Here is an 11,671-nt window from a genome sequence, read left to right as displayed (position 1 = left end):
ATGAAAACAATCACCACTCTGGACGCTTAATAGTCATAAATGCAGGATTTCTCTTAAAATTCAGGTATTCATAGTGCTTTTTGTTGAATCCTTAGTATCAATATGGATAATAAAGTCCCGAAGCGAAGGAATGCGCTATTAACTCAGTTGGCAGAGTGATTGGTTTTATGATGCTTTTTTGGCTACAAAATTGATAGACGCGGGTTCGAGTCCTGCATAGCGCGCCAGCTTCCTTTTCGGGAACAGTTACCGTAAAGCGCATCCGGGTTGATTTGCACTATCGGCTCCTTGTTGGGATTTTCGGGTGCGCTTTACCGTAACGGGTTCTCTCCTTTTCTTAATCTTCTTCTGTTGTAATCGATCTTTGCTAGACTCTAATCAGGCAGGTTCGCTGCCCGGCAACAGGAGATCGCCATGTCTGAGTCCGATCAACTGCAGGAGTTATTGCAACGTGTGGCGGCGCTCGAAGCCAGAGAGAAGTCGCTTACCGCTGCCTCCAACGCCTATCAGGCAATTATCACCACCATGCTGGGCAACCTGGCTCAACAGGAGCGCGACAAGATTATTGCGATGATCGATCAGGCGCATGAACTGGCTTATGCGCGTGCTATTCAGCGCTGCAACGAGCCGCAAAAGCAAAAAATCAAACAGGCCGATGATATCGCCCAGCGGATGTTTATGTTTGCTCAAGGCAAAAACTCGCTGCAGCGCTAGCCGCAGAGGGTATAACAGTTACCGATATTAAATTGCATAACTGATCTACCTGGGCAAACTGTACCTGTGTTAGTTTGAGGAATGATTATTGATAGCAATAATGTCCCCCCAAGGCATAAGGTTGTAGCTATGGACGCGATTAAAAGCATCTTGGTAAAAGAAATCGAACGGATCAATCGACAGGAAGGACGTGACGGCAAGTTGCGCTTTAATAGCGAGTTTGCCCGCGATCACCGTTATCTGTGTCTCGCCATGTTTGCCGGTTATTTTGCCGTGATCGCCGTGATGTATCAGGTTCCTTACATGGGCTTCATCGCGTTTTTGGCTTTCACCGCCTTCGTTCTGTTCATGTTCGCCATGCTGCTGATTGAAATCAAACCGGTCTATCGCTTTGAAGATATTGGCGTGCTGGATCTGCGCGTTTGTTATAACGGCGAGTGGTATTTCACCCGCGCGCTGTCGCCGCAGTCGGTGAAGGCATTGCTGGATGAACCGACGATCGGTGCCGCGACGAAAAATCGCATGCAGGAAATCATCGCCAATAAAGGCGAGATCGATTTCTATGACGTCTACGATCTGGCGTACTCAAAGAAGCCGCAGGATGAGCAGCCGCAGGTGGCCGTGCTTAACTGAGGGTTTCCGCTCGCGCGGTTGTCGATTATACTCACGCATTGAAGTCAGATAAGCCTGAGGAATTTACGATGAGTGATGATATTTTCGATTTTGATATCGATGCTGAATTGGCGCAAGCAGAAGAAAAAGCGGCGCAGAAAGTGAAAGAACTCCCCGAGATCCTTGAGGACGAGGCGGACTGCGAAGGCTGTAAAATCTGATCGCCATCGCCTTTAAAGAACCGCTTCGGCGGTTTTTTTATGCTCCAAATTTGGGGTTGCGGGCAAAAAAAAAGCCCGTTTCAGGCGGGCCAACACTTAAGTCGTATGAGGGATTATTTTTATAACTCTCTGCGTCTAGCTTACGCGCAATGGCCGGTAAGTGATTTCGGTGTTTTGTAACAAAACGGTAGTTGTAGTGTTGCTATGTTACTGCGCCTGGCTGGGGATTAATCCAGTACAAATCCCCATATCAGCAATACCGCCACAATAATCACGCAGAGTGCGGAGACGGTAACCAGTATCTTTCCCAGAATGTCTTTTTCTTGCTGCTGTGCCACGTTAACGTTATCCAATTAAGAGTCTATGGACCAAATCGGCGACGCCCAGGTCCAGCACTATAACAGTCAGTGCGATCCCCAACATGGCCGATAGAAATCGAATTTTACTGTTCAAATCGATACCCATCACCGCGATGCGATGTTCACAGAGTAAAGGTTAAAACGCCGGAGCTGAATGCCCGGTTTGGGTTATTCCAGAGGTTAAGAACCTTCCTCGACGTATAAGTTCCGTCTGTTTGAAAGGTCCGCTGCGGGCATGGCCGCACAGCGGGCTGGTCTTGCGGAAGGATCAGTCAGTAACAATTCTTACGCCGACTTTACTGATCGCATTGCCATCCATTTCGGCGATGGTCCAGGTCAGGCCATCCCATTCGATCTGATCGCCCACTACCGGTTCGCCGCCAATCAGTTGAATGACGAATTGGCCGAGGGTTTGCTGTTCATCCACGCCTTCGTGCAGATTCAGACCATAAACCTGTGAAATATCGCTCAGGCGCGCGTCCGACTGCAGGATAAAATCACCGAAGAAGCGTTCATCCAACGTAACCACCGGCGCCTGGCTAAATAACTTACCCAGCACCGGCAGGTCGTGCTCGTGACCGATAACACACAGAATGTCATCTTCGCGTAGTCGTGTGCTGCCGCTGGGGTGCAACAGTTCTTTGCCTCGGAACAATGCGGCAATGCGCGTACCCGGTGGCATTTTCAGCTCACGCAGCGCGGCACCAACGCACCAGTTTTCGGACGACAGCTGATAAACAAACTGCTCCCACTGGTTTTCAGGATGAACATCCAGCCCAACCCGTGAAATCGGCGCCAGCGCTGGTGGGACGATCACCTTGGCTTTCTTCGCGGCGAACGACAGGGTGGTGCCCTGCAGCAACAGGGAAACCAGCACCACAAAGAAGGCGACATTAAAGAACAGCTGAGCATTGGGCAGGCCGGCCATCATCGGGAAGACGGCCAGAATCACCGGTACGGCCCCGCGCAGGCCGACCCAGGAAATAAAGCTGCGCTCGCGCAGGGTAAAACTGCGGAACGGCAACAGCCCGATAAATACCGACAGCGGTCGGGCAAATAAGATCATCCACAGCGAAAGCAGCAGGGCAGGGATAGCGATCGGCAGCAGCTCATGCGGGTTCAGCAATAATCCCAGCACCAGGAACATGCCGATCTGGCTCAGCCATGCCAGGCCGTCAAAAGTTTGCACGATGCCGTGCCGGTTGCGGATCGGGCGATTACCCAGCATCAGGCCGCACAGGTATACCGCCAGAATGCCGCTGCCGTCCAGTGCGGTGGTCAGGGCGAAAATCAGAATGCCGCCGCTGACGGCCAGCAGCGGATACAGGCCTTCTGCCAGTTTAATGTGGTTGATTAACGTTAGCAGTAGCCAACCGCCGCCAAGACCAAAGACAATCCCCATGCCGAACTGCTGCAACAGATGGAGAGGGAACATCCAGCTCAGCGTGGTTTCGCCTGCGGCGATCATCGCAATCAGCGTAATGGTAAGGAACACCGCCATGGGATCGTTGCTGCCGGATTCGATTTCCAGCGTGGCGCTGACGCGTTCGTTCAGTCCTTTACCACCTAATAGCGAGAAGACAGCCGCGGCGTCGGTGGAGCCGATAATGGCGCCAATCAGCATGCCCTGCAGCAGGTCGAGGTTGAACAGCCAGGCGGCGGCCAGCCCGGTCAGCCCGGCGGTGATCACCACGCCGATAGTTGCCAGCGAAAGTGCCGGCCATAGCGCGACGCGGAATGAGCTGACTCGGGTGCGCATCCCGCCGTCCAGCAGGATCACCGCCAGCGCCAGGTTACTTACCAGATAGGCCACTGGATAGTTGCTGAAAACGATACCGCCCGGACCATCGACCCCCGCCAACATGCCAATAGCCAGGAAGATCACCAGAATAGGAATACCCAGGCGTGACGAAAATGAACTGAGAAGAATACTTGCTCCCACCAACACGGCACCGATGATGAACAAACTGTTAATGGTGCTGGCATCCAAAATGACGTTCTCCTGCAGGCTGGGGGGAAGGGCGTTGCGCGCTAGCGCAGATACCCCCTGATGATAGCCTGTTTTTCAGGTAAAACGCCAAGGCTGATTCATAAAACAGTTTGACCTTTATTGTCATTTAAGCGGAGAAGCGTATGGAAGTGGGGAGAAACCGGTGAACTTCTTTCTTTTATCTATATTTATCAGTTTGCTGTGATTGCGCTTAGGCAATAAATGGTGGGCGTTTCCGTGCCCGGATAAGGAAAAACCATTAAACCCCCTCCAGGAGGCTTAATGGTTTGCAGGCGAGGCGTTATAAATGGTCGAGTGACTGCAGGGCCCGTCTGATCAGCTCGGCAGCCAGTTTTCTTTCTGACTCTGAGATACCGTCAAGGTTAAGGCTGGAAAGTTCGGCGACCAGAATGCTGCGATCCTTGCCGCTGATCGACGAATCCAGTGCGGAAAGCAACCGGCCAAGAATTTTCAGCAGGGTGGCGTTCTCTGGCACGGCTTCCTGAGCCGAAGTGTCTTTATCAGTCATTAAAAATCCTCTCTGTCGTGACGGAAGGGAGATGCTGCAAGCCTTGTCGCGATGGTGACAAGGCCGTCCCTTAGGGTTCATTGAGCCCAATCGCTACCGTAAGGCAGGGATGTGGATTTCCACTTATGCATTGCCGTTATAACAACTCGCGGCAATATGCTCCAGCATAACTTTGCCTTAACTTTCGCCATAGGGGTGAGCAATCTGTGCTCAGTGCTTGAATCACCAGGCGCGTTGCCGGTGCGAAGGTAAATGATAAAGGTATTGGTAGACGAAGCGATGACAGTGAGCTACCCGGCAAGCCGAAACGGCTGCCGGGCAGTAGGATTATTGCGGTTTACCGGAGAACAGGAAACGGAACAGCGGGATACGTTTGTGCAGTTCATATAACAGGAAGGCGCAAGAGAAGACAAACACCAATCCGGCCAGAAAACCCAGCAGGTTATTGTTGATATGTGGCGTCACAAAAGCGCCATATATCAGGGTTAGCGGATGGTGCACCAGATATATAAACAGCGATGCATTCACTAGATAGGTGATACGCGGTGAGTGATAGTTCAGCAGATTATGTCCGAATGAGAAAATCACGTTGGCCATCAGGATCCCCAACAGGGTTTTGATCAGCACTTCCAGCTCAAACATATAGCTGCTGTGAGCCAGAAACTTCTGATTCAGCATATAGGCAATGAACAGCAACAGCGAACCGAGCAGCGCGCCGAGGGACGGTTTGAGGAAAATCTCTTTCAGCCACACGTACTTAAAGGCATAGGCGCCCAGGATGAAGAACGGCAGGTAGAACATCGTCTCCATCACCACAAAATTGAACAGGCCATTGGAGAGTAAAGCTGGCGCAAAAATTAAAATAATACGGTGCGCGGCCGAATAGCATAAAGCATAAATAAGAAAGAGCAGTGAGATGTTTCCTAATCCGGTCATTTTATTTATCGGGTAGGGAACGGTATTATTTTTAAGTGCCTTGATTTTTTTGAACAGATAAAAACACAGGGTGGTCAGCAATGACAGAGTTAATAAAAACCACAGGTGAGAAACCAGTTCCCAAACTGTTACATTTATTTTCTGATAGAGCGAAAAATTTTCCCAACCGTTTAATTTGTCCGTGAAGTATTTCAGCATGAAAAACTGCGGCACCGTTATTAACGGAATCGAACTCAGCAGGGGGATCGCCACTCGCTCAAGCCTGACCTTCAGCCACTGGTGGCGCTCGTAGCGCTCATAGAGCATGTAAGAGAAGTAGCCGGAAATCACGAAGAACACCTGCATGCGGAAAGCATGGATGAAGTCGTTCAGCACCGTCAGCGAGAAGGAGGGGCTGGCGCTGTTCACCGCCCAGGTATGGCTGGAATAAATCAGAGAAAGATGAAAAGGGATGCCGAGCAACATCAAATAAGCCCGGATCGAATCGAGGAAAAACTCGCGTTGGTTGCTGCCTTTAGTCATAGGTTACCGCTGGTGATTTTATCGAGTGGTCATTAACACGCTTAATAAGTCGGCAATGGTTAAATCGAATCACAAACCCTACTATACCGTTTCACATTTTTCCATAGCGTCTTGATGCGCGGCTTGCTACGCTGGTGTTTAGTCAGCTGCTTAAACTATGAGCCATAAACATGAACCATCCATTTATCATGTTGTCGGAAAGCTGAATAATCCATTAATATGGATTTAAATGATTTGAGCACACGAATAGGGGGGGATGTGCTAGTTAATATATTATCCAAAAAACCACGCGCCGCGAGCGTACGTTGGTTAGGTGCGACCGTATTGTTCACGCTGTTTACTTCGCCGGCATGGGCTTTTTCTATAGATGATGTGGCCAAGCAGGCGCAGGATCTTGCAGGAAAAGGCTTCGAAGCCCCGAAGAGCAACCTTCCTTCTCAATTCCGTGAGATGAAATTCGCGGATTACCAACAGATTCAGTTCAATCACGATAAAGCCTATTGGAGCAAACTGAAAACCCCTTTCAAGCTTGAGTTTTATCATCAGGGGATGTACTTCGATACGCCGGTGAAAATCAATGAAGTCACCGCGACCAGCGTAAAACAGATCAAGTACAGCCCGGACTACTTCAACTTCGGTTCGGTAAAACACGATCCGGAGTCGGTAAAAAACCTCGGTTTTGCCGGTTTCAAGGTGATTTATCCGATCAACAGTGCGGATAAGAACGACGAAATTATGAGCCTGCTGGGCGCGAGCTACTTCCGCGTGGTAGGTAAAGGGCAGGTTTACGGGCTTTCCGCACGTGGCCTGGCGATTGATACTGCGTTGCCGTCCGGCGAAGAATTCCCGCGTTTCCGCGAATTCTGGGTTGAACGTCCGAAGCAGGGCGACAAGCATCTGGTAATTTACGCGCTGCTGGATTCACCGCGTGCTACCGGGGCTTACCGTTTTGTGGTTTATCCGGGCCGCGACACCACCGTGGACGTCGAGTCCAAAGTGTTCCTGCGCGACAAAGTCGGCAAACTGGGCATGGCACCGCTGACCAGCATGTACCTGTTCGGGCCGAGCCAGCCGTCGCCAACCCTGAACTACCGTCCGGCGCTGCATGACTCCAACGGTCTGTCTATCCATGCCGGTAACGGCGAGTGGATCTGGCGTCCGTTGAATAATCCGAAGCATCTGTCCGTCAGCACTTACCAGGTCGAAAACCCGAAAGGTTTCGGTCTGCTGCAGCGCGGCCGTAACTTCAAGGATTACGAAGATCTGGACGATCGCTACGATCTGCGCCCAAGCGCCTGGATCGAGCCACGCGGCGACTGGGGCAAGGGCAAGGTTGAGCTGGTGGAGATCCCGACAGCGGATGAAACCAATGACAACATCGTTGCTTTCTGGACGCCAGACGTTCTGCCGGACGCCAAAACTCCGCTGGCGTTGAGCTATCGCCTGCATTTCACCCGTGACGAAGACAAACTGCATTCGCAGGACATTGCCTACGTCAGCCAGACCATGCGTTCAACCGGTGACGTGAAGCAGTCCAACCTGATCCGCGAGCCAGACGGCAGCGTGGCATTCCTGGTTGACTTCGTTGGCCCGGTACTGAAAGGCTTGGACGGCGCTACGCCGGTTGCCTCTCAGGTGAGCATCGGTGACAACGGTGAAATGGTAGAAAACAATGTCCGCTATAATCCAGTGACCAAAGGCTGGCGCCTGACGCTGCGTCTGAAAGTGAAAGACGACAAGAAGCCGGTAGAAATGCGCGCAGCGCTGGTCAATGGTGATAAGACCCTGTCGGAAACCTGGAGCTATCAGCTACCTGCCAATGAATAAGCCTACTCAACTTGCCCAGGATTATCTTGCGGCAATGCCTCTGACCGCTGAGCGGTCAGAGGCGCTTAAACCACAGCCGGGGGCGGATGACGCCCAGGCTTTTGAGGCGCTGCATCGCAAGATGGGCGCTGACGATGCCAACGTCAATACGCTGTCTGCCGATGACGTCACGCTGGCCTCGGTCAAAACACGAATCGAAGACGCCTGGCCGGATGCGGTTAGCGACAAAGATTTCGATACCGACGTGGAAGGGCGCAGCATTCTCAAGGCTACGCCGCCAATCAAACGCACCAGCATGTTCCCGGAAGCCTGGCGTACCAACCCGGTGGCGCGCTTCTGGGATTCTCTGCTGGGGCGCACGCCGCACAACCGTCACGCCTCCAAAGAGGAAGCCGCGGCGGAAAACCGCTGGCGCGTGGTCGGCTCGATGCGTCGTTATGTGCTGTTGGTGCTGATGCTGGTGCAGACCGGCATCGCCACCTGGTACATGAAAACGATTCTGCCGTATCAGGGCTGGGCGCTGATCGACCCGATGGCCATGTGGGATCAGGATCTGATGCAGTCGGTGCTGCAACTGCTGCCTTATGTGTTGCAAACCGGCATTTTGATCCTATTCGCGATCCTGTTCTGTTGGGTCTCGGCCGGTTTCTGGACTGCGCTGATGGGCTTCCTGCAGTTGCTGATCGGCAAAGACAAATACAGTATTTCTTCCACCATCAAAGGCGATGAGCCGATCGACCCGGCGCATCGCACCGCGTTGATCATGCCAATCTGTAACGAAGACGTCGAACGCGTGTTCGCCGGCCTGCGTGCGACCTATGAGTCCGTCGCGGCCACCGGCCAGCTCGAGCATTTCGATATCTACGTGCTGAGTGACAGCTACGACCCGGATATCTGCATGGCGGAACAGAAAGCCTGGATGGAACTGTGCCGCGACGTAGATGGCCATGGCCGTATCTTCTATCGCCGTCGCCGTCGCCGCGTGAAACGCAAAAGCGGCAACATCGACGACTTCTGTCGTCGCTGGGGTGGCGAATACAGCTACATGGTGATCCTGGATGCCGACAGCGTGATGAGCGGTGAGTGTCTCACCGGTCTGGTGCGCCTGATGGAAGCCAACCCGAACGCCGGTATTATTCAGTCTGCGCCGAAAGCATCAGGCATGGATACGCTGTATGCCCGCGTGCAGCAGTTTGCCACCCGGGTTTACGGGCCGCTGTTTACTGCCGGTCTGCATTTCTGGCAGTTGGGTGAATCGCACTATTGGGGCCATAACGCCATTATCCGCGTGAAGCCGTTTATCGAACACTGTGCGCTGGCACCACTGCCTGGCGAAGGCTCTTTTGCCGGCTCCATCTTGTCGCATGACTTTGTGGAAGCCGCGTTGATGCGCCGTGCCGGTTGGGGCGTGTGGATTGCTTACGATCTGCCGGGCAGCTATGAAGAACTGCCGCCGAACCTGCTGGATGAGTTGAAGCGTGACCGTCGCTGGTGCCACGGTAACCTGATGAACTTCCGCCTGTTCCTGGTCAAGGGCATGCACCCGGTACACCGTGCGGTGTTCCTGACCGGTGTGATGTCCTACCTGTCGGCACCGCTGTGGTTTATGTTCCTGGCGCTGTCTACCGCGCTGCAGGTGGTGCATACCCTGATGGAGCCGCAGTACTTCCTGCAACCGCGCCAGCTGTTCCCGGTGTGGCCGCAGTGGCGTCCTGAATTGGCGATAGCGTTGTTCTCTACCACGCTGGTGCTGCTGTTCTTGCCTAAACTGTTGAGCATTGTGCTGATCTGGGCGAAGGGTGCCAAGGAGTACGGCGGCGGTATACGCCTGTTCCTGTCGATGCTGATGGAAATGCTGTTCTCGGTGCTGCTGGCGCCGGTGCGCATGCTGTTCCACACGGTGTTCGTGGTCAGTGCCTTCCTGGGTTGGGAAGTGGTATGGAACTCGCCACAGCGTGACGATGATGACACCCCTTGGGGCGAAGCCTTTAAACGCCACGGTTCACAGATGCTGCTCGGTCTGGTCTGGGCTGGCGGTATGGCCTGGCTGGATCTGCGCTTCCTGTGGTGGCTGTCGCCAATCGTCTTCTCGCTGATCCTGTCGCCGTTCGTTTCGGTCTTGTCGAGCCGTGCGACGTTAGGTATCAAGAGCAAGCGCGCCAAGCTGTTCCTGATCCCGGAAGAGTACTCTCCTCCTCGCGAACTGGTGGCAACGGAAGAATATCTGCAGCTTAACCGTGAACGCGCACTGAGCAATGGCTTTATGCACGCTGTGGTCAATCCGTCATTCAACGCATTGGCGACGGCGCTGGCTACTGCGCGTCACCATCTGCGCGGTGCCATCGAGCGTAATCGTGAAGAGCGAGTGAACGAGGCGTTGGAGCTGGGGCCGGAGAAGCTGGTGAAAGGCAAACGTCTTGAGCTGCTGAGCGATCCTGTCGCGCTGTCGCGTTTGCATCAGCGGGTTTGGCTACTGCCGCAGGGCGCCGCTTGGCGCGAGTTTTATCAGCAACTGCCGCACAATGAGCGGGCTCATCCGGTGCGTCAGCGTTAAAGGCTGATCGGGTGACCTGTACGGGGAATACGCATAGCGTGTTCCCCGTTTTTTTTGGTATTTGGCTTACGCAACGCCGACAAACTCGCGTGAAAAACTGTGTTAAAATTCGCGCCGGGCGTTGTGGCCCCACAAAACAAACCCGGGGCAAAAATCATTTTGGTGAATCTCTCTTCTCTTCTTCGTCTGGTATTGCTGGTGGCAGGAGTCACGGCGTTAACCGGCTGCGGCAGTATTATCAGTCGCACAGTGCCGGGGGCCGGGCACGGCCATCAATATTATCCGGGCGTTCAGTGGGATCTGCGCGATAGCCCCTGGCGGTATATCACGGTCATTGATGTGCCGCTGTCGATGGTGGTAGATACCTTTATGCTGCCGTTTGACGCCCAACACGGCCCCTACGAATAAGCTAATCCCCGGTGTCAAAAACCACCAGTTGGTAACCCTGATCACCACAGCGAAACGGAGCCAGCGCCGTCATCTGCAAGCCCTGTACATGGGCCGCTAACGAGTGCGGGTTACTGTCGTCAATAAAGAGCGCGCCAACGTCGAACTCCTTGCGGGTACGCGCCTTGACGGCGGCGTAGAGCTGCTTCAGCACGCCTTTGCCACGCCAGGCGCTGTCAAGGCACACCGGACCATACAGAAACACCCGCTGCTCACTCAGTGGCCGTCCCTTGAATGATTGGCCGGCCAGCGTGTCCAGCATCGCATCCACCACCGGCGGGTGCGGTTGCGCATTCGTCGGCATCAGGCAGACAAACCCGGCCAGGGCTTCACCTTCGACCGCCACCAGAATACCCAGCCCCTGGTTAATGCTTGTGAGCTGTGCTTCATTCATGCGCGAGACGATAAATCCCTGGCGCTTTTGGCTGTCGCTCAAGTTTGCCGGGGTGTTTTGTGTTTGCAGTTGCAAAATCGCGGGGAAATCTTCGGGACGCGCCTGGCGGATAATCATGCAGCCTCTCAGAAAATCATAGGGTGAAGGGCGGGGGATTGTCTGCTCCCGCCCGTGATCATTCAACGCTCATCCCACTCGTCGGCGGCTGTTTGGCCCTCTTCGGTATCCAACGGCGGATCGAGCTGGAAGTCTCCTTCTTCCCACTCGTGCAGCGTATTTTCCTCAATCCATTCGGCGCTGATTTCGACTTCGTCATAATCCCCGTCGAAAATAGCCTGAGCGGCAGCGCCGCTGCGTAACGTCAGGCATTCGACCGATTCGCCTTCTTGTTCAAAGAATTCGGCCTGCCACATGATATCACCATCCAGCATCACGTATTTTTGCAGATTGAACTGTTGCGGCACCGGCGGTTCGTCGTCGTTACCGCCTTCGGCAGACTCGATAAACTCCTCGCGCGCCGCTTCAACGGCTTCTTCCAGGGTTGCATACAGGCTCATATTTTTCTC

General features: G+C 53.7%; 12 protein-coding genes and 1 tRNA gene. 7 read left to right on the top strand and 6 right to left on the bottom strand.

Translation table 11 applies throughout. The features are described 5' to 3' along the window. Positions 1-132 precede the first annotated feature (132 nt). The 4 genes from AC1RKC_RS04580 (at position 133) to AC1RKC_RS04565 (ending at position 1,547) form a co-directional block, all read left to right on the top strand. Positions 133-227, top strand: a tRNA-OTHER gene (locus AC1RKC_RS04580). 187 nt (positions 228-414) lie between these two features. Then, positions 415-714 (top strand): hypothetical protein, encoded by a 300-nt coding sequence (locus tag AC1RKC_RS04575; RefSeq protein WP_020826297.1) that lies wholly within the window; start codon positions 415-417, stop codon positions 712-714. A gap of 129 nt (positions 715-843) precedes the next feature. Further along, on the top strand, positions 844-1,347 hold the full coding sequence (locus AC1RKC_RS04570; protein WP_020826298.1) for a YlaC family protein: 504 nt from the start codon (positions 844-846) through the stop codon (positions 1,345-1,347). Between the two features lie 68 nt (positions 1,348-1,415). Beyond that, positions 1,416-1,547 (top strand): hypothetical protein, encoded by a 132-nt coding sequence (locus AC1RKC_RS04565; protein WP_012006291.1) that lies wholly within the window; start codon positions 1,416-1,418, stop codon positions 1,545-1,547. A 227-nt stretch (positions 1,548-1,774) separates the two neighbouring features. Here AC1RKC_RS04565 and AC1RKC_RS04560 read toward each other — a convergent pair whose 3' ends face one another. The 4 genes from AC1RKC_RS04560 to mdoC all read right to left on the bottom strand — a co-directional run bounded on the left by AC1RKC_RS04560 (position 1,775) and on the right by mdoC (position 5,883). Then, on the bottom strand, positions 1,775-1,900 hold the full coding sequence (locus tag AC1RKC_RS04560; protein WP_255417459.1) for a hypothetical protein: 126 nt from the start codon (positions 1,898-1,900) through the stop codon (positions 1,775-1,777). Between the two features lie 274 nt (positions 1,901-2,174). Beyond that, positions 2,175-3,896: a potassium/proton antiporter gene (locus AC1RKC_RS04555; RefSeq protein WP_020826299.1), complete on the bottom strand. Its 1,722-nt coding sequence runs from the start codon at positions 3,894-3,896 to the stop codon at positions 2,175-2,177. A 301-nt stretch (positions 3,897-4,197) separates the two neighbouring features. Next, positions 4,198-4,425: a hypothetical protein gene (locus tag AC1RKC_RS04550; protein ID WP_020826300.1), complete on the bottom strand. Its 228-nt coding sequence runs from the start codon at positions 4,423-4,425 to the stop codon at positions 4,198-4,200. A 327-nt stretch (positions 4,426-4,752) separates the two neighbouring features. After that, complete coding sequence (mdoC, locus tag AC1RKC_RS04545; RefSeq protein ID WP_020826301.1) at positions 4,753-5,883, bottom strand: glucans biosynthesis protein MdoC; 1,131 nt, start codon at positions 5,881-5,883, stop codon at positions 4,753-4,755. Between the two features lie 258 nt (positions 5,884-6,141). On the opposite strand from mdoC, the gene AC1RKC_RS04540 reads away from it, so the two are divergent. The 3 genes from AC1RKC_RS04540 (at position 6,142) to AC1RKC_RS04530 (ending at position 10,672) form a co-directional block, all read left to right on the top strand. Then, a complete protein-coding gene (locus tag AC1RKC_RS04540) occupies positions 6,142-7,710 on the top strand; it encodes a glucan biosynthesis protein G (protein ID WP_020826302.1) in 1,569 nt (522 codons plus the stop codon). Beyond that, positions 7,703-10,264 carry a glucans biosynthesis glucosyltransferase MdoH gene (mdoH, locus tag AC1RKC_RS04535; protein ID WP_258089888.1) on the top strand — a complete coding sequence of 854 codons (2,562 nt, stop codon included), beginning with the start codon at positions 7,703-7,705 and terminating at the stop codon, positions 10,262-10,264. The genes AC1RKC_RS04540 and mdoH overlap by 8 nt, the downstream gene beginning before the upstream one ends. Before the next feature lie 162 nt (positions 10,265-10,426). Further along, positions 10,427-10,672, top strand: coding sequence for a YceK/YidQ family lipoprotein (locus tag AC1RKC_RS04530; RefSeq protein WP_104410961.1), 246 nt, complete (start codon positions 10,427-10,429; stop codon positions 10,670-10,672). 1 nt (position 10,673) lies between these two features. Here the strand turns inward: AC1RKC_RS04530 and AC1RKC_RS04525 are convergent, their stop codons facing one another. Next, on the bottom strand, positions 10,674-11,222 hold the full coding sequence (locus AC1RKC_RS04525) for a GNAT family N-acetyltransferase (RefSeq protein WP_371078476.1): 549 nt from the start codon (positions 11,220-11,222) through the stop codon (positions 10,674-10,676). Positions 11,223-11,284: 62 nt separating this feature from the next. Continuing rightward, positions 11,285-11,662, bottom strand: coding sequence for a MysB family protein (locus AC1RKC_RS04520; RefSeq protein WP_020826306.1), 378 nt, complete (start codon positions 11,660-11,662; stop codon positions 11,285-11,287). Positions 11,663-11,671: the final 9 nt, after the last annotated feature.

It is taken from the genome of Serratia sp. GW822-FHT06E05 (genome assembly GCF_058799445.1).
This window is presented reverse-complemented; position numbering and strand designations above follow the sequence as displayed.